The 17,617-nt window shown below is 40.2% G+C and carries 17 protein-coding genes; 11 read left to right on the forward strand and 6 right to left on the reverse strand.

What is annotated here, in order from left to right:
- The first annotated feature begins 457 nt into the window (after positions 1-457).
- Complete coding sequence (locus MMP72_RS04510) at positions 458-2,815, forward strand: Tex family protein (RefSeq protein ID WP_241314953.1); 2,358 nt, start codon at positions 458-460, stop codon at positions 2,813-2,815.
- 107 nt (positions 2,816-2,922) lie between these two features.
- Entirely contained in the window at positions 2,923-3,216 is a 294-nt protein-coding gene (locus MMP72_RS04515) for a hypothetical protein (protein WP_241314954.1), read from the forward strand.
- 37 nt (positions 3,217-3,253) lie between these two features.
- On the opposite strand, the gene MMP72_RS04520 is transcribed toward MMP72_RS04515, so the two are convergent.
- Positions 3,254-3,997, reverse strand: coding sequence for a hypothetical protein (locus tag MMP72_RS04520; RefSeq protein ID WP_241314956.1), 744 nt, complete (start codon positions 3,995-3,997; stop codon positions 3,254-3,256).
- Positions 3,998-4,921: a DUF2167 domain-containing protein gene (locus MMP72_RS04525; protein WP_241314958.1), complete on the reverse strand. Its 924-nt coding sequence runs from the start codon at positions 4,919-4,921 to the stop codon at positions 3,998-4,000. It abuts the gene before it with no gap.
- Between the two features lie 313 nt (positions 4,922-5,234).
- Between MMP72_RS04525 and MMP72_RS04530 the strand changes: the two genes are divergently transcribed.
- The 3 genes from MMP72_RS04530 (at position 5,235) to MMP72_RS04540 (ending at position 7,166) form a co-directional block, all read left to right on the forward strand.
- Positions 5,235-6,065 (forward strand): AraC family transcriptional regulator, encoded by an 831-nt coding sequence (locus MMP72_RS04530; RefSeq protein ID WP_241314959.1) that lies wholly within the window; start codon positions 5,235-5,237, stop codon positions 6,063-6,065.
- A gap of 76 nt (positions 6,066-6,141) precedes the next feature.
- A complete protein-coding gene (locus tag MMP72_RS04535; RefSeq protein WP_241314961.1) occupies positions 6,142-6,852 on the forward strand; it encodes an AzlC family ABC transporter permease in 711 nt (236 codons plus the stop codon).
- Positions 6,849-7,166, forward strand: a complete 318-nt coding sequence (locus MMP72_RS04540; RefSeq protein WP_241314963.1) for an AzlD domain-containing protein — start codon at positions 6,849-6,851, stop codon at positions 7,164-7,166. The genes MMP72_RS04535 and MMP72_RS04540 overlap by 4 nt, the downstream gene beginning before the upstream one ends.
- Before the next feature lie 51 nt (positions 7,167-7,217).
- Here the strand turns inward: MMP72_RS04540 and MMP72_RS04545 are convergent, their stop codons facing one another.
- Positions 7,218-7,973 (reverse strand): SDR family oxidoreductase, encoded by a 756-nt coding sequence (locus MMP72_RS04545; RefSeq protein WP_241314965.1) that lies wholly within the window; start codon positions 7,971-7,973, stop codon positions 7,218-7,220.
- 105 nt (positions 7,974-8,078) lie between these two features.
- Between MMP72_RS04545 and MMP72_RS04550 the strand changes: the two genes are divergently transcribed.
- Together MMP72_RS04550 and MMP72_RS04555 are read left to right on the forward strand one after the other, a co-directional pair.
- The gene (locus tag MMP72_RS04550; protein ID WP_241314967.1) at positions 8,079-8,963 is read left to right on the forward strand and encodes a LysR family transcriptional regulator; all 885 of its coding nucleotides are present in this window, start codon (positions 8,079-8,081) and stop codon (positions 8,961-8,963) included.
- A gap of 98 nt (positions 8,964-9,061) precedes the next feature.
- Entirely contained in the window at positions 9,062-9,826 is a 765-nt protein-coding gene (locus MMP72_RS04555; protein WP_241314969.1) for an HD domain-containing protein, read from the forward strand.
- Between the two features lie 64 nt (positions 9,827-9,890).
- Here MMP72_RS04555 and MMP72_RS04560 read toward each other — a convergent pair whose 3' ends face one another.
- The 3 genes from MMP72_RS04560 to MMP72_RS04570 all read right to left on the reverse strand — a co-directional run bounded on the left by MMP72_RS04560 (position 9,891) and on the right by MMP72_RS04570 (position 14,004).
- On the reverse strand, positions 9,891-11,183 hold the full coding sequence (locus MMP72_RS04560; RefSeq protein ID WP_241314971.1) for an MFS transporter: 1,293 nt from the start codon (positions 11,181-11,183) through the stop codon (positions 9,891-9,893).
- Between the two features lie 407 nt (positions 11,184-11,590).
- On the reverse strand, positions 11,591-12,478 hold the full coding sequence (locus tag MMP72_RS04565; RefSeq protein ID WP_241314973.1) for an SDR family NAD(P)-dependent oxidoreductase: 888 nt from the start codon (positions 12,476-12,478) through the stop codon (positions 11,591-11,593).
- 248 nt (positions 12,479-12,726) lie between these two features.
- Positions 12,727-14,004, reverse strand: a complete 1,278-nt coding sequence (locus MMP72_RS04570) for an aminotransferase class V-fold PLP-dependent enzyme (RefSeq protein ID WP_241314975.1) — start codon at positions 14,002-14,004, stop codon at positions 12,727-12,729.
- Positions 14,005-14,300: 296 nt separating this feature from the next.
- Here MMP72_RS04570 and ettA point away from each other — a divergent pair, with 296 nt between their 5' ends.
- From ettA to MMP72_RS04590, 4 genes are all read left to right on the forward strand, one after another.
- Positions 14,301-15,962 carry an energy-dependent translational throttle protein EttA gene (gene ettA / locus MMP72_RS04575; RefSeq protein WP_241314977.1) on the forward strand — a complete coding sequence of 554 codons (1,662 nt, stop codon included), beginning with the start codon at positions 14,301-14,303 and terminating at the stop codon, positions 15,960-15,962.
- A 129-nt stretch (positions 15,963-16,091) separates the two neighbouring features.
- A complete protein-coding gene (locus MMP72_RS04580) occupies positions 16,092-16,478 on the forward strand; it encodes a cation efflux protein, CzcI-like (protein ID WP_241314979.1) in 387 nt (128 codons plus the stop codon).
- Between the two features lie 334 nt (positions 16,479-16,812).
- Positions 16,813-16,989, forward strand: a complete 177-nt coding sequence (locus MMP72_RS04585) for a hypothetical protein (RefSeq protein ID WP_241314981.1) — start codon at positions 16,813-16,815, stop codon at positions 16,987-16,989.
- A 183-nt stretch (positions 16,990-17,172) separates the two neighbouring features.
- The gene (locus MMP72_RS04590; RefSeq protein WP_241314982.1) at positions 17,173-17,583 is read left to right on the forward strand and encodes a cation efflux protein, CzcI-like; all 411 of its coding nucleotides are present in this window, start codon (positions 17,173-17,175) and stop codon (positions 17,581-17,583) included.
- Positions 17,584-17,617: the final 34 nt, after the last annotated feature.

A 17,617-nucleotide genomic window follows, 5' to 3' on the forward strand; every position in this document is an offset into this window, starting at 1 on the left:
GCTGTGCTCCTTTATCGTTTATTGTCATCGTCTTTATGCAATGCTATAGGGGTATTATATTTCAACCCTGCTTTGCGTTATCGGCTAAAATCTAGCACCGTATACGGCTTATGTCGTAATGAGAGCTATAGCTCGTAAGGTGAAAGTGAATAGACTCTGCAGTATACGACTCATTGCACAGTTTTGGCTATGTTATAAAGCAACAAATATTGCCAATAAAATCAAGAGAAAGATACCAAATATATACAGGTAAAATTATGACAATCAATCTATTTTTCAATATTTAGGCGGAAAAAGCTTGGTATTTTAGAAACATTGCTCAATTAGCATAATCTGTAGGGTTTATGGGGAAAGAACTGACCATATGCACAATATTTTAAAAAAACAATAGTGGATTTTATAGCCATGGACTTTATAATCATTGCTTTTAGACTCAACCCTTGTGGAATCAATCACGATGACTGACTTAGTTCAGCAGTTGGCAAATGAACTTGCCGTACGTCCAAACCAAGTAGAAGCTGCTATTCGTTTAATTGATGAAGGCGCTAGTGTTCCTTTTATCGCACGTTACCGTAAAGAGGTCACTCAAGGCTTAGACGATACGCAATTACGTCAACTTGATACACGTTTAACTTACTTGCGTGATTTGTACGAGCGTCGTGAGAAAGTGATCCAGTCTTTACAAGAACAAGATAAATTGAACGATGATTTATTAGGACGTGTAAATGCTGCTGAAACCAAGAATGCGTTAGAAGAAATTTATGCGCCGTATCGCCCGAAGCGAACCAGTAAATCATTTAAAGCAAAAGAAGCGGGTTTAGGTGCAATTGCTGAAAAAATCATCAGTGATCAAGTTGATCCAACTGAAGCTTTGGCTGGTTTTAGTCACGAAGACTATTCAGATGTTGAAAGCCAGCTCGATGCGATTCAGCATATTTTAATTGATGATTGGGCGCAAAATATCGCTTTAACCACTGAATTAAAACAAACTTTTTCTAAAACGGCAGTATTGAAAAGTGCTGTTGCTTCTGAAGAGAAAAAAGAAGTCGGCAAAAAATTCCGTGATTATTTTGAGTTCTCAGAAAACTTAAATAAGGTTCCTTCACATCGTTTATTGGCGATGTTACGTGGCCGTCAAGAAAATGTATTGGGTTTGAAAGTGGATGGTGAAGATGATGCACCATTGGTACGTATCGAAACGGAATACAATCTTGAACAAATTCAACCACAAATGCGCCAAGATTATTTAAAACAAACGGCCAAATTATTTTGGTTGGGTAAGATTCGTCCACAAATTGAACATTCATTATTAACAGATAAGCGTTTAGCTGCTGAAGCTGAAGCAATGGATGTCTTTGCTGAAAACTTACGTCATTTATTGCTTTCTGCACCAGCAGGCAGCCGCACAACATTAGGCGTAGATCCTGGTATTCGTACCGGTGTGAAGCTTGCTGTGGTCAGTGATGCAGGTGATGTACTTGCGCATAGCACGATTTATCCATTTGCACCGAAAGAAGATAAAGTAGGTTCGACTGCTGAGCTTGCGCGTTTATGTCGAGAGTTCCACGTGGAACTTATTGCCATCGGCAATGGTACAGCGAGTCGTGAAACTGAAGCGGTGGTTGCAGAAATGATGGCGGCGAATGCTGACCTGAAACTGACGCGTATCACAGTGAGTGAAGCGGGTGCATCGGTCTATTCAGCAAGTGAATTGGCATCGCAAGAATTGCCAGAACTGGATGTGTCTATTCGCGGTGCGGTCTCAATTGCCCGTCGTTTACAAGATCCATTGGCTGAACTGGTTAAAATCGACCCGAAATCGATTGGTGTTGGTCAGTACCAACATGATGTGAACCAGACAGGTTTAGCAAAAACACTAGATGCTGTGGTTGAAGACTGTGTGAATGCGGTGGGGGTCGATGTCAATACTGCTTCTCCTGCGATTCTGGCTTATATTGCAGGTCTCAATAAATCAATCGCACAGCAAATCTTTGAATACCGTAAAGAACACGGTCGCTTTGAAAGTCGCCAAGCATTGAAAAAAGTACCACGCTTAGGTGAGCGTACTTTTGAACAATCAGCAGGTTTCTTGCGTATTCAAAATGGTTCCGAGCCTTTAGATGCTTCGGCCGTTCACCCTGAAAGTTATGGGTTGGTGGAAAGAATTGTTGCGGCGAAAGCGACGACGGTTAAAGACATCATTGGTAATACTGAAATTATTCGTCAAGTTACAGCGGATGAGTTTGTCGATGACAAATTTGGTTTACCAACCATTCAAGACGTTTTAGCTGAACTTGAAAAACCAGGTCGTGATCCACGTCCAGAGTTCCGTACTGCCAAATTCCGTGAAGATATCACTGAAGTTGCTCAACTCACTGAGGGTTTGCAGCTTGAAGGTGTGGTGACCAATGTCACTAACTTTGGTGCTTTCGTTGATGTTGGTGTGCATCAAGATGGTTTAGTGCATATTTCTGAACTGGCCAATGAATTTGTTTCTGATCCACATAAAGTGGTGAAACCGGGTCAAATTGTACAAGTTCGTGTGATTCAAGTAGATGCAGAACGTAATCGCGTCAACTTGAGTATGCGTGCGGAAGGTTCTGCACCTGTGAAAGCGCCACGTCAACAACAGCGTCCGCAGCAAGATCGTGCTGAACGTTCAGAGCGTAAGCCACAAGGTCCGCGTCCACCACGTAAAGAGGGTGACTTTAAGCGTCCGCAAAATAACAAGCCAAAAACTGAGAAACCACAAGAGCAAAAAATTGGTGGTTTAGGTGCTTTGTTATTGCAAGCAGGGATTAAAGGGTCGAAATAATTGATCAAATGAAAAAAGCCTCTTCGGAGGCTTTTTTTTAAGAACTATTATTCTAATTTTTGAATGTCAGTGATGACGATAAGCATAAAATGCCCAAAGGTTAAATAATGAAAAAACTACTTTTATTGGCGATTTCAAGTTTGAGCTTTGTTGCTCTGGCTAAAAAATCTTATACCGTAATCGCTGAATGTTGGTTTGATTTTGACTTTTGTTCCAAGCACAGTATTGCTAAATATAACGCCGCATTGGCAAAACAGTCTCCGAATTATGATGCAACAAAGACAGTGTCGATGCTTATCGAGATGCGTATGATAATGTCAAAGTGTGCAATATCATGGAAAAAGACCAAGGATCTAAATATGGTCAAGAGATTAGATGGGTTGATATTCCAGAACCATTAAAGTAATCAAAGTCTTAATAACCTCTTTTGGGAGGTTTTTATTTGTGCGTAATCGGCGCTTTAAACTTGAGAAGTTGTTGTTCTCTTAATTCGAGTTGAGCGATGTTCTTTTCATTTGATGCTATTTTTAATGCTTGGATATCCAACAGAATGTCATCAAGTAGGTGTTGATATTGTTGCGGATCGAGTATTTGAGAGGCGAGTAATATACCGTCAGTTTTGGCGTGGTAATTTAAACTAATTTTTCGTAATAGATTTAAAGCAAAAGGGGGGCATAGTAATGCATCCAATAATAGCTGCATGATTTTAAACCAAGAAAGCAGGAGTTTTTTCCTTTTCACCATCACAAAAAGGATTGAAATGAGATTCAAGATATAAATGACGACTAAGATGATCGCAAGTGCAAGATAGCCTGCTTTAAATACAATCAAAAAGGGTAAAACCGCTATGGTCAAAATGAATACTAAAATATTGACCCATTGTAGTGGTTTTAAGGTTTGGCTGATGTTTTTGAGATGGGTAATATCATTGGTATGGATGGAGGGGGCAGGATCTTTGATCTTCCATGCACATTTAAAAAGTAGTTGATGGGAGAACAATAGATTGGGAATCAGTAAGTATTTACGAAAGACGTTCAGTTGTCGTGAAATTAATTGTGACTTAAACGCAGACCCCAGTCCTTTTTGAATATTGAACTCATTATAGAAATAGAGATGAGCCGAGTCATAAATATAGAACCCGACTATCCCAATCATAATCAGTATGTCGAAGGGTAACGACATTTATGATTTGTTTTTATTAAACAGGGAACGGAGCCATCCACCTACGGCAATCGCACCTACGGCAATGAATTTCCATGTTGCTGCGAAGAATGCGGCAATCGCAGCCCAGAAGCCTTTTTTTGTTGCAACGACCGCAGCACCACCTGCAATTAATGCAGCTAGGCCGTATTCAGCCACTTTATCGCCTTCACGATATTCTGCGTATTTCTCACCAAAATTATAATCAAAGCCCTTTAAGCTAGTTTTAAACGCATTAATATTCTGGGTTAAATGTTCTTCGTCAGACACTAATGTTGCACTAGTCACACCAGTACGACCTAAAATACGAATGGTGTAGTTAATGGCTTCATTATTATCCTCATCACGAATTTTGAGTGCCCATTCTAAACGTTTGGTTTGATTGTCATAATGTGGCGGAACAGCCCAGCCAATGGTATACAGTTTTGGATAACCTAAACGCGAGCGTTCTTCATTAGAAGGTTCATCAGAATCCTTGAGTTGTTTTAATAAGGCATCGGCATCGATTTTTTCATCATCTTTGATATAACCCAATGGATCAAAATCGAAGGTCGCCCACCATGAATCATCTGGAGCGACTAAAATATTGGTACTGCCGGTGGTTAAATTTCCCGTGAGTTCTAAAAATTTATCTGCATTCTTTGGATCTAAGAATCCTTCATCTTTGAGGGTATTTAAAGTTGCCACATTGGCGACATTTTCTTTTTTCGGTCCTAAATGCCAATCTAATTTGGCCATTGGGTTTTCTGCAACATTTTGAGCTGTGGCGTTATTTGTTGCAGTTTCTTCTGTAGATGCCGAGGCATGCACATAATTTGGAGTCATCGTTGTCCCTAATACAGAAAGACTTAAGGCGATGGCATAACTTAAAGGGATTAATTTTTTAGGGTGTAAGGGATTTAACATATAGTTCTCTCAAATTTTTTGCTTTTGGTTTTATTACAATTTATTGCATAAATTATGGGCGAATTTTAAAATATTTTAACTGAAAATTAAATATGTTTAGATGATTATATTTTTTAATTTCTTTGAATAGGATTATATAAAATAGATTCCTTATTTTAATTAACCAATTTAAGTTGATAAATAAAAGCTTATCAATCAGTTTTTATTTATCAACTCAGATTCATCTTTGTTTTGAACAAACAGCAATTTTGTTCTATACATCTATCTGAATCGCGTTAACCTGACATGATGCAAAAATCCAAAGGAGGTCGTGATGTCGCGTAGACCTCGTGAACAAGTTGATTACTTACACCTCGAAGAACTCGGTGGTTTAGAAATGCTGAAAGCCAGTTATTTTCAGCAGGAGTTCTCACGACATGTGCATGAAGGATTTTGTATCGGTGTGATTGAAGAAGGGGCACAACGCTTCTATCGTACAGGTGGCAATCATGTGGCACCGCAGGGCGATATTATTCTGGTCAATGCCGATGAAGTACATACAGGTTCTTCAGCAGTGGAGACGGGTTGGCGCTATCGGGCAATTTATCCAACACCAGAAGTGTTTAATGAATTGACACGCGATTTGACCACGGTGCATGGTACTGCACCATGGTTTAGAGAAGCGGTCTTGCATGATGAAGGCTTGGCACAACAACTCCGCCTGCTATTCGACTTATTAGAACAACCCACCAATACTTTACTCAAACAAACCTTATTTCTTTCTACCATTGCTTGGCTAGTATCTAAGTATAGTCAAGTGAAGCCTCAAGCTACTGAGTTGAGTAATGCCAAACAGCGTATCTTAAATATTAAAGAGCTGATGGCATCGATGCCTGAACAAGAATTTTCTTTGGCCGCATTAGCGGATATGGCAAATCTGAGTCAGTGGCATTTTCTACGCCAGTTTAAAAAACATGTGGGTTTGTCACCACATGCATGGCTAGTGCAAGCACGTTTGCAAAAATCGCAAAAGCTATTAAGACAAGGATTAAATTTATCTGAGATTTCACAGCAATGTGGCTTTTCAGATCAAAGTCATTTTAGCCGTCACTTTCGTCAAACCTTTGGGATTACCCCAGGTGGCTATATTGCTTATCTCAAATAAAATAGCAATTTTATGCAATTATCGCTGATCAAATTTTGGCATAGTCATTAATCTCTTATAAACGATTGTAATTCTGATGTTCACTGAGACGATCGACGACAGGCCAATCACTGTATCACGAGCATTTTTCAACGGAGTGATCAAAATACTGCCGTTATGTGTTGCTGTACTGCCATGGGGATTACTGGCAGGTTCAATGGCGATTCAAGCAGGCCTCACGACAGGACAAGCAGTTGCTATGTCGGCACTAGTGTTTGCTGGCGCAGCGCAGTTGATGACACTCGGTTTGGTCATGGCAGGAACACCCGCTGTGACTATCATTATTTCGGTATTTTTAATTACCACACAGCATTATTTATATGCGTTGTATTTACGCGAAGATATTTCTAAGCAACCGTTAAAACATCGGCTGATGCTTGGCTTTTTACTCACAGATGAGTTATTTGCGGTCAGTATTAAAAAACAACAGCACTATATTTACTATCTTTTAGGTGCTGGTAGTTGTTTCTATCTAGCTTGGGTGCTGTTTAGTGTCTGCGGTGTGTTGCTTGCATCGTCTGTACCGAACTTAGATCAATATCATCTGGATTTTTCCATTGTGGCGACTTTTATCGCTATCGTGATTCCCTTTATTAAAAACTTCAATACCTTGGTTGGCGTGCTGGTTTCGGTCATTTTAACCGTGGTGTTCCTAAGTTTCGGTTTTAAAAGTGCAGCAATCATGGCAGGGGTAATGGGTATGTTCACAGCGACTTGCCTACAAAATCTTCGGGAGCGTGCAGCATGAGTTGGTTTGTCCTGATTATTTTAGCGCTGGTGGTGTTTATGAACCGCTACATTTTGCTGGAACCGAATATTCCTTTGCGTTTACCGAAATGGTTTCAACAGTCATTGCAGTACTCAGCACCATGCTTATTGACGGCGATCGCTACTCCGATTGTGTTTATGGATGAGCATGGCGCATTTCGTGAAACTTTATTAAATCCGTATTTTCTGGCCACGATTTTAACCATTCTTATTGCTTATTTTGTTCGGCATACCTTAGTCACGATTATTCTGAGCTTGGCGTGTTTTTATGGGCTGGTGTTTTGGTTAAATTAAAAAAGCTTGGCACATGTTGAACATGTCCCAAGCGTTTGTCATGAAAATGAATTACCGCGTGGTATAGCCGCCATTGGCGAAAATGGTTTGTCCTGTAATCCACCAGCCATCGGTGACTAAGAAACGAATCAAAGGCTCAATATCTTCGATTTTGGTTAAGCCTCCGAGCGCAGATGCCGATTTATGATAAGCCACCGCTTCAGGTGCTTCTTGACCGTAGAAAAATGGAGTATCCATTGGACCAGGTGCAACTGCGGTGACGGAAATACCACGCTCACCAAACTCTTTGGACGCGGCACGGGTGTAATGTTCAACAGGGGCTTTTAATCCTTCGTAGGTCGAATAGAGACCTGTATACGCCGCCAATAAACTGGTCACAATGCTACAGATTTTTCCGTGTGGATTGAGATGACGACCTGCCGATTGAATAAAGAAATAGGCAATTTTATTGTTGATGTCATTCATCACATCAAACTCTTGTTCGGTGGTGTCCAAATAAGGTTTTTTCAGCACCTGACCGACAGTGTTAATGGCAATATCAACGCCACCAAATTCAGCTTTGGCTTTTGTAAATAATTTTTCGATGTTTTGAATATCTGATAAATCAGCCTGAACCAAAATGGCTTTGACACCGAGTTCTTGCACTGCTTTTAAGGTGTCTTCGGCATCGGCTTGCGTCGCTGCGCTATGATAATGAATCACTAAGTTTGCGCCTTGCTCAGCAAACTTACGTGAGATCAAACCACCTAAATTTTTTGCACCGCCTGCGATTAGTACGGTTTTATCTTTTAGATCATGCTGTGACATTATTTCGTCCATCTTTTGTTTTGTGTGAAATTTATCCTAATTGAATTCTTTTGTTTGAAATAGTTGTTAGTATTGAACTGATTATGCAAGAAAGTTGAATAATAAATGGATAAGATCGAACGGCTAAAAATATTTTGTTTGGTGGCAGAAAAGCAGTCTTTTGCACAAGCGGCACTTCAATTGGGACTACCGCGTTCCAATGTCACTTATGCGATTCAAGCGCTTGAAAAAGAATATGAAGTGCTGTTGTTTTATCGCACCACACGTAAGGTTGCTTTAACGCATGAGGGTAGTCTATTTTACGATGAAGCAGTACGGTTGGTGGCCCAGTTAAAAGAACTCAATCGTTTTAAAACCCATATTCGCAGCCAAGAGGGCAAGATCAGTATTGGCATGCCGAAACGGTTGGCAACACAGCTTTTGATTCCAAATTTACTGGCATTTTATCAACGCTATCCAAAAGTAAAAGTATTGATCAATGGCAGTGATGATTTTTCTAATTTGATTGAACAACAACTCGATTGTGTGGTGCGGGTAGGGCAAGTTCAGGATGAATATTTACTGATTAGACCGATTACCCAGACTAAGATCTGGACATTGGCATCTCCCGAATATGTTGTAGAGTTCGGTGAACCCAAAAGTTTTGATGAGTTACAGCAGCATTTCGCCGTGGATTATCATGTCGCAAAACATTATCGTGAAATGAGTGAGCTTACGTTTCGTGATCATCGCATCAATATGCCGTATCGCTTACTGATTGAAAATACCGAAGCTTATATTCATGCGGGTCTGGCAGGTATAGGCATTATTCAAATTCCTGCGTTTGATGCTGTGCCCTATGTGCAGCAAGGAAAACTGCAACGCTTATTTGCCGATATTCCAAGTTTGCAATTACCTGTCAATATTTTGTTGACGGATCGGCAGTATCGACCCCAGTATTTTCAAGACTTTATTGATTGGTTGGATGATTTACTCAAAAAACAGCTTTAATGTTTGCTTTTCTTAAGCTGTGATTGCTTTGACATCTGTCATGATTTACAGTAAAACTTAAATTAGAGTAATTACTCTAATTTTGTGTGGGGATAATAATGCACATTGGTCAACAAGCATGGATGATGCAAACGTCAGGTGATTTATCTTTGAAAGATCGTATGACTCTATTGGGTCATAGCCTATTGCCTGTATTGAAACAAAGCTTAAAAATGTATGGCTTAGCACATCGTTCAAAGAGGACTGTATCGCAGGATTTGAGTCTTGATGATCTGTATTTACCTGATAGCACAGATGTAAAGCAGGCATTGCAGAAGATGCAATCTTGTAGCTCTGAAGCCTTACAGAATCATTGTTTGAGAACTTGGTGTTATGCCATCGCATTTGCCAAGATGCAGGACTTAAAGCGTGATGATGAGTTATTGGCAGTGTCCTGTTTATTGCATGATTTGGGTATGACTGAACAGCATTATCAGCACCATGAAAATTGTCGTTGCTTTGCTGGGCAGGGCGCTTATGCGGCAAAAGATTGGTCGATTGAACAAGGCTGGCAAATACCACGTGCCGATCAATTATTTGATGTGATCAGTATGCACATGAATCCTTATGTTGCACTGGATGATGGCATCGAAGCACATTTACTGCAACAAGCTGCCAGTTGTGATGTGATTGGCAGTCGTGGTTTTGAATTTTCTTTGCAGTTTAGACAACAATTGCAACAGCATTATCCACGTTTAGATTTTAATGAAAACATGATTGAATTTACTCAACATGAAGCAAAGCAACGTCCTAAATCTCGTACCGCCATGCTGGTACAGAGCGGCTTTAAGCATCTTGTAAATTTAAATCCCTATTTGAAATAACTGACCAAAATAAAAAACCACTTTTGCCTGCACAAAAGTGGTTTCTTTTTGAGAGAGAGTTGAATTAGTGTTCATGTTCCAGATATTTAGGTTTTTTCGGCAGTGCCCAGCTACAGAAGAAACAGATCAGCAACATGATAATCACATAGATAAAGAAGATATTTTCAATCCCTGCATCTTTAAATATTAATGCCACAGAGGGCGCAGAACCACCAAAGAGCGCATTCCCGACGGCATAGGAAAAGCCAACACCTAAAGCACGGACATGGGGTGGGAACATTTCTGCTTTGACCAAGCCACTAATCGAGGTATAAAAACTCAGTAGCATCATCAAGAAAATCAGCAATAAGGTGATGATAATCGGTGAGTCAGCAAAACTGCGCATCCCCGTCACCATCACTGGATAAATAAACAGAGCACTGAGCAAACTAAAGGCCAGCATTGAGTTACGACGACCAATCCGATCCGAGAGCATGCCAAAGAATGGTTGCGCAATCATGAATACGAATAGTGCAGTAGTCATGATGAAACCGACTGTTCTGCCATCCATACCGATGTTAGTGAGGTAAGTTTTAGAATACACCGTCACCACGTAGAACGTGAGTGAACCCGCGGAGGTATAACCCACCACCAATAAGAACGTTTTCCAATGCTTTTTGAGTAGGGCAATTAAGCTGCCTGATTCTTCACGTTCGGCATCTTCGTGCGATAAGGTTTCTTCTAAACGGCTTCGTGCCACTAAAGAAAGCAATGCTGCAATACCGCCAATGACGAAAGGAATACGCCAGCCACCGTCATTCAGTTGTTGTTCGGTCATAAAACCAAGCAGAATAACCCCGAGCAAACTGGCAAGTAATTGACCACCTGACAAAGTCACATATTGGAATGAAGCAAAAAAACCGCGTTGTCCCTTTAAGCCCAGTTCACTCATATAAGTGGCAACAGCACCGTATTCACCACCAACAGACAGACCTTGTAGTAAACGAACCATGAGCAGTAAAAATGGTGCCCACATGCCAACTTGGTCATAAGTCGGTAGGGCTGCAAACAGGAATGAACTGAGTGCCATCAGGCAAATCGAGATCACCATGGATTGTTTACGGCCTTGACGGTCGGCAATACGTCCAAATAACCAACTACCGATTGGGCGCATGAAAAAGCTAGCACCAAACACACCCCAAACATAAATGGCTTTGGTGGTTGGTTCCATATCTGGGGCAGTCAGTGCATGCGTAAAATAGGCAGCAAAAACGGCATAAATATAGAAATCAAACCATTCGACTAAATTTCCTGATGCCGCACCGACAATACCTTTGATGCGACTCCTTTTTTCTTCCCGACTATACGTTTGACCCATATCTGTTCCTTTCCCATCCAAGCAAGATTTTTTAAGTGAATCTTGACCGAATGTTATATACCGCTAAAAAGCATGAAAATTACACTATTTTTTATGCTTTTTCTAACAGTATTTTTATATGGCGAGAATTTGATGGTTATTTGAAAATGTGGGTTGGGACGTAAGGAGCGATTTGGTCATTTTATTATTTTGAAAAACAATAAATTTAATTGAGAAATTAAGATAATTGTTTCTGAGAGGCAAAATTGCACCTTGCCGAAAATCGAATGAACATTGTTTTGGTTTGAGTGAGTGGCGCCATTTTGATCGCGCATCACTGGCTGTTCTTAAAAACGTTGTAGCAAATAAAAAAGCAGCGCATATATCAATGCGCTGCTTTTTTTGTATTTTGCAGGGAGTGGCTTAAATTACCAATGTTCACCTGGGAACAAACGTGCATAGGCACGCTGCATGATGTTTAACTTTTCTTGCTGTCCTACTGAAGCAGTAGAACTTGGGAATAAATTAAAGCCAATCGACATCAGAATATTGTTAACGTCAGGTGCAATCGCATAGGTGATTGAAGCTAAGCGACCTAAGTTGGTGGCAATTTTCTTAGGACGTTTCACGATTGCATATGCAATTAAATCAGCCGCTTGCTCTGGTGAAAGTGTCGGTACATATTTATACATTTTGGTTGGTGCAATCATTGGTGTGCGCACTAACGGCATATAAATAGAGGTAATCGCAATTTTGTGCGAGTGAACTTCAGCAGATAGACAACGACTAAATGCATCAAGTGCAGCTTTAGACGCAACATACGCTGAAAAACGGGTTGCATTGGCAAGTACGCCAATTGAACTGATGTTAATGATTTGCCCATCTTTACGTTGCATCATATGCGGTAAGATATTCAAAACTAGGCGTACAGCGCCAAAGTAATTTAGCTGCATGGTTCGTTCAAAGTCATGGAAACGATCAACTGACTCGTGCACGGCACGACGGATTGAACGTCCTGCATTGTTCACTAAAATATCAATGTGATCAACAGCCGCTAAAATCTCTTTTGAAACCGCATCAATTGATTCCATATCATTGAGATCGCATGGAAAAACGGATGCTTTTCCACCCTCAGCTTCAATCTCAGCTTTTACCTCATCTAACTTCTCTTTCGTACGAGCAAGCAATAAGACATGTGCACCTGCCTGAGCAAGGTATTTTGAAACCGTTAAACCAATACCACTTGAAGCACCTGTGACAATGATTGTTTTCCCGTCGACTTTTTGCTGAAAAAGTTTTTTGAGTTTTGCGTTCATGTAAGTGTCCTACATTAATCGAGCTGTTGTTTGCAATGTATCCTTGTTGCGATTAAACATTGCACTTTATTTTGTACTAATATTAACCGATTTTTTTTGTTTGTCCAGTGTAAATATTTGAAATATAATAATATTTTTAGAGTAAAAGCTCTAAAACAAATGATTGTAATAGTTGAAAATGCAATAATATTTCTCTTTAAAAGAATAAAAAAACAGCCTCTAGTGAGGCTGTTCTTATTTTATTCGATTTAAACTTGGGCGAGGGCTTGTTCTAGATCTGCAATCAGATCGTCTATATGCTCAATCCCAATAGATAAACGCACTAGGTCTTCACTCACACCAGCAGATTTGAGTTCTTCAGCATTGAGTTGACGATGGGTCGTCGTTGCAGGATGACATGCCAAGCTTTTTGCATCACCAATGTTTACGAGACGAGTAAATAGCTGTAATGCATCAATAAAGCGAGTTCCTCCTTCTAAGCCATCTTGTACGCCAAAGGAAAGGATTGCAGAAGGTTTACCTTTCACATATTTTTGTGCTAAATGATGCTGTGGATGATCGGTTAAACCCGCGTAATTGACCCATTTTACTTTTGGGTGTTGTTTTAAATATTCTGCAACTTGAATGGCATTTTCGGTATGGCGCTGCATACGAAGGTTTAAGGTTTCTAAACCCTGTAAGATCAGGAATACGCTGAGTGGGCTAATGGCTGCACCTGTATTGCGTAAAGGAACGACGCGGGCGCGAGCGATATATGCCGCTTCACCAAGTACTTCAACGTAATTGACACCGTGATAACTTGGGTCAGGTGTATTCAGCGCTTTAAAACGCTCTGGGTATTTACCCCAAGGGAATTTGCCGCTGTCAACAATAATGCCACCAATACTATTACCATGACCACCGATGTATTTCGTCAATGAGTGAATCACAATATCTGCGCCGAATTCAAAGGGCTTTAATAGGGCAGGTGTTGCAACGGTATTATCAACAATCACGGGTACGCCATATTCATGTGCAATTTTTACAATGGCTTCCAGATCAATGATATTGCCGAGTGGATTACCAATCGACTCAATAAAAACCAGTTTGGTTTTATCATCAATCAAGCTGCGTAAGCTTTCAGGATTTTGATAATCAAAGAAGCGAACTTCAATGCCTTGTTTTGGCAGAGTATGTGCGAATAGATTATACGTTCCACCATACAATGTTGAAACAGATGCAATATTGTCACCTGCTTCCGCAATGGTTTGAATCGCATAGGTAATCGCGGCCATACCTGATGCTAATGCCAACGCCCCAATACCGCCTTCAATGGCTGCAATCCGTTGTTCAAGCACCGCCGTGGTTGGATTCATGATACGAGTATAGATATTCCCCTGAACTTTTAAATCAAATAGGTCAGCACCATGTTGTGTGTTATCAAAGGCATAGGATGTGGTTTGATAAATTGGAACGGCCACAGCCTTTGTGGTTGCTTCTGGTGAATAGCCCGCATGAATCGCTAAAGTTTCATCTTTATAAGTCATGATTACATCATCTACGTGAGTTAAATAGTGACCGAGTTTAGCTTAAAAGCTATCCAAAATGGTGCATAATTTATGCGATTTATTGCGTTTTTATTCATATAAACAGCATATTTGTTTTTTTCTATTTTTTATTATGACTGCACCTTTGATCATGTAATGTCTTGAAAAAGAAAATCCTTTGATTGAGGCAAACAAATATCATCTTAACTTCATGTTAATCGGGTTTTCAGCGTATAATACGTGCGATTATTTTTCGCTTTTTGCGATTTATTGGTTTTTCAATTGAGGAGTCCTGCGTGGCCCAATATATTTATACGATGAATCGAGTGTCGAAGATGGTTCCGCCTAAGCGCGAAATCTTGAAAGACATCTCTTTATCATTTTTCCCAGGCGCAAAAATTGGTGTGCTTGGTTTGAACGGTGCAGGTAAATCGACTTTGCTCCGTATTATGGCTGGCGTAGATAAAGATTTCTCAGGTGAAGCGCGTGCACAGCCAGGAATCAAAATCGGTTACTTAGAACAAGAGCCACCATTAGATCCAAGTAAAGATGTTCGTGGAAACGTTGAAGATGGCGTACGTGAAGCACTTGATGCTTTAGAACGTCTTGATCAAGTGTTTGCTGAATACGCTGATCCTGATGCAGATTTTGATGCACTTGCAAAAGAGCAAGAAAAATTAGAATCAATTATTCATGCATGGGATGCACATAACCTCAATAACCAACTTGAAATTGCGGCAGGTGCCTTGAACCTTCCAGCTTGGGATGCTGATGTATCCTTACTTTCAGGTGGTGAACGTCGTCGTGTGGCACTTTGCCGTTTATTGCTATCTAAGCCTGACATGTTGCTTCTTGATGAACCGACCAACCATTTAGACGCTGAATCAGTGTCTTGGTTAGAGCGTTTCTTAAAAGACTTCCCCGGCACAATCGTTGCGATCACGCATGACCGTTATTTCTTGGATAACGTTGCTGAGTGGATTCTTGAACTTGACCGCGGCATGGGTATTCCTTATCAAGGTAACTATACCTCTTGGCTTGAGCAGAAAAATGCGCGTTTAGAGCAAGAAAATAAGCAAGAAGAATCTTTTGCTAAAGCATTGAAGAAAGAACTTGAATGGGTTCGCTCAAATGCCAAAGGTCAGCAAAAGAAAAACAAAGCGCGTATGGAACGTTTTGAAGAGTTAAACTCTAAAGAATTCCAACAGCGTAATGAAACCTCTGAAATCTATATTCCACCTGGTCCTCGTTTGGGGAATAAGGTTGTAGAAGTTGAAGGGATCAGCAAATCATTTGATGGTCGTCTGCTGTATAAAGACTTAACCTTTACCATACCGCCAACTGCGATTGTGGGTATTGTTGGTCCTAACGGTGCAGGTAAAACCACCCTATTCCGTATGATGACAGGTGAACAGCAACCTGATACAGGTACGGTAACTTTAGGTGAATCGGTTAAAGTGGCGTATGTGGGTCAGATTCGCGATACTTTAGATAATAATAAAACTGTTTGGGAAGAAGTTTCTGGCGGTTTAGATATCTTAAAAATCGGCGATTATGAAATTGCATCGCGTGCTTATATCGGTCGTTTTAACTTCAAAGGTCAAGATCAGCAAAAACGTGTCGGTGAGTTGTCAGGTGGTGAGCGTAATCGTTTACAACTGGCAAAAATCTTACAGTTAGGCGCAAACGTGATTTTACTGGATGAGCCATCAAACGATTTGGATATTGAGACTTTACGTGCGCTTGAGGATGCGATTCTTGTCTTCCCAGGTACTGTAATGGTGGTATCGCATGACCGTTGGTTCTTGGATCGTATTGCGACTCATATTTTGTCATTTGAAAATGAAAAGCCTGAATTCTATGAAGGCAACTATGCAGAATATGAAGCCTATCGTCAGTCACGTTTAGGTGATGAGGCAACGGCCAAACGTTCGAAGTATAAAAAGATTACAGGTTAATACCTGATATAAAAAAACCAGCCTAAGGGCTGGTTTTTTTATTAATGTAATTTTATTACATGCACATTGCTTGTTATAGTAAGGCAAATTTTGACCAATTGGTGAAACGTGCGACGTTGCGCTGTATTTATGACACTCTTGCTAAGTTTGTTCATATTCCAAAGTATTTGGAATGTGGCAGCGGCTTATTGCAGTCATGAAACGATAAGCAAACCAACGATAGCCGTTACTCATTTCGGTCATCATCTTTTAGAAAGTTCAAAAGATCAGGTGAGTTCTTTCACTGCGACTGAAGAGACAGTGGACATATTCAAACCGCTGAACCTGCAAGATCACCATGATCATTTGCCATCATGTTTCCATGTGGTTGTGATCTCAACGCAGCAACAGCTTGATGAACCCATTTTTCAGACGCAAAAATTAGAACAAAAATATTACTGGTCTAACTTTTACCAGTCTCCGTATTTGTCTGGATTAAACCCTCCTCCTGTATTCACCTCGCTTTCGGTGGGGTAGCCAAAACAACCCACTAGAAATATGTCTATTTCAAAGGGTTAGTCTATTGTTAATGATGCATTTTAACCATGTAGAGCATTCTTGCTGATAGACCTCTCAATCAAATATTTGAATATTCATTCTGATGCTTTGTTGATATGTACAGCCGTGTCAAGGCTTTGCAAATCGTGATTGAGCAAAATTTTGAGATCAAAACTGCTGATTATGAGTGGACCCTCAGCCCATCCCGTGGGCGATTGAACTAGATCATCAATGAATCATTGTTATTCATTTTATTTGAGGACTAAATTTCTCAATCAAATGAATTGAAACATGTTTAAATCAGGTGAATGTGATGTCTATTAAATTAAATACAACGTTAGGTTTGATGATTTTATTTCTTTCTGCAAGTTTGGCGAATGCTGATGGTGGTTTGATTTTTCTAGAAAAAAATCTACAGTCTCAGCAGGAAGTAAAAGCGCATCTAGAAAAGAATATGAATCACAGCAACATTAAGCAGAAGTGTAAATAATCATTTTTGTGTTTAAGGAAACTGCTGACTCAAGTCGGTAGTTTCCTTTATATGTATGACTACATGTATGATCTTATGTTGTTTTGCGAAGAGATTTTATGGCTGAACGTGTAGATGTAATTTTATTACATCGAGTTTACTTGCTATAGTCCATCTGAGCAATTTTTGTCTAAAGAGAAACTTTTGCGTCGTTCCAGTATTTTTATCACCGTCTTGCTAAGTTTGTTCATGTTCCAAAGCCTTTGGAATGTGGCAGCAGCGTATTGCGGTCATGAAAATATCAACCAACCATCAACGTTCTCAGGCCATTTTGGGCATCATATTCCTGATGCGGCTGAAGCGACAACAACGCACATCCAAACGTCCAAACAAAATGCAACAGATTTGCCCATGCCTTTAAGTTTGCAAGATCACCACGATCATTTGCCTTCTTGTTTTCATGTGGTTACCCCTGAAGCACAGCAACAGTTTGATGTTCCTATTTTACGAACTCAAAAATTACAACAAAAATATTATTGGTCTAACTCTTATCAGTCGCCACATTTATCAAGACCCAATCCGCCCCCTGTTCTGACCCCGCTATTGGTGGGGTAGCCGAAAAATAGCCCACCGCAACTTTATTTATTTG

The organism is Acinetobacter sp. NIPH 2699 (assembly GCF_022549355.1).
In the GTDB taxonomy this organism is placed as follows: Bacteria; Pseudomonadota; Gammaproteobacteria; order Pseudomonadales; family Moraxellaceae; genus Acinetobacter.

Bases quoted from the DNA above. Each gene is read 5' to 3' on its own strand.
- MMP72_RS04510 (WP_241314953.1), top strand. From the start codon at position 458: ATGACTGACTTAGTTCAGCAGTTGGCAAATGAACTTGCCGTACGTCCA.
- MMP72_RS04515 (WP_241314954.1), top strand. From the start codon at position 2,923: ATGAAAAAACTACTTTTATTGGCGATTTCAAGTTTGAGCTTTGTTGCT.
- MMP72_RS04520 (WP_241314956.1), bottom strand. From the start codon at position 3,997: ATGTCGTTACCCTTCGACATACTGATTATGATTGGGATAGTCGGGTTC.
- MMP72_RS04525 (WP_241314958.1), bottom strand. From the start codon at position 4,921: ATGTTAAATCCCTTACACCCTAAAAAATTAATCCCTTTAAGTTATGCC.
- MMP72_RS04530 (WP_241314959.1), top strand. From the start codon at position 5,235: ATGTCGCGTAGACCTCGTGAACAAGTTGATTACTTACACCTCGAAGAA.
- MMP72_RS04535 (WP_241314961.1), top strand. From the start codon at position 6,142: ATGTTCACTGAGACGATCGACGACAGGCCAATCACTGTATCACGAGCA.
- MMP72_RS04540 (WP_241314963.1), top strand. From the start codon at position 6,849: ATGAGTTGGTTTGTCCTGATTATTTTAGCGCTGGTGGTGTTTATGAAC.
- MMP72_RS04545 (WP_241314965.1), bottom strand. From the start codon at position 7,973: ATGTCACAGCATGATCTAAAAGATAAAACCGTACTAATCGCAGGCGGT.
- MMP72_RS04550 (WP_241314967.1), top strand. From the start codon at position 8,079: ATGGATAAGATCGAACGGCTAAAAATATTTTGTTTGGTGGCAGAAAAG.
- MMP72_RS04555 (WP_241314969.1), top strand. From the start codon at position 9,062: ATGCACATTGGTCAACAAGCATGGATGATGCAAACGTCAGGTGATTTA.
- MMP72_RS04560 (WP_241314971.1), bottom strand. From the start codon at position 11,183: ATGGGTCAAACGTATAGTCGGGAAGAAAAAAGGAGTCGCATCAAAGGT.
- MMP72_RS04565 (WP_241314973.1), bottom strand. From the start codon at position 12,478: ATGAACGCAAAACTCAAAAAACTTTTTCAGCAAAAAGTCGACGGGAAA.
- MMP72_RS04570 (WP_241314975.1), bottom strand. From the start codon at position 14,004: ATGACTTATAAAGATGAAACTTTAGCGATTCATGCGGGCTATTCACCA.
- MMP72_RS04580 (WP_241314979.1), top strand. From the start codon at position 16,092: ATGACACTCTTGCTAAGTTTGTTCATATTCCAAAGTATTTGGAATGTG.
- MMP72_RS04585 (WP_241314981.1), top strand. From the start codon at position 16,813: ATGTCTATTAAATTAAATACAACGTTAGGTTTGATGATTTTATTTCTT.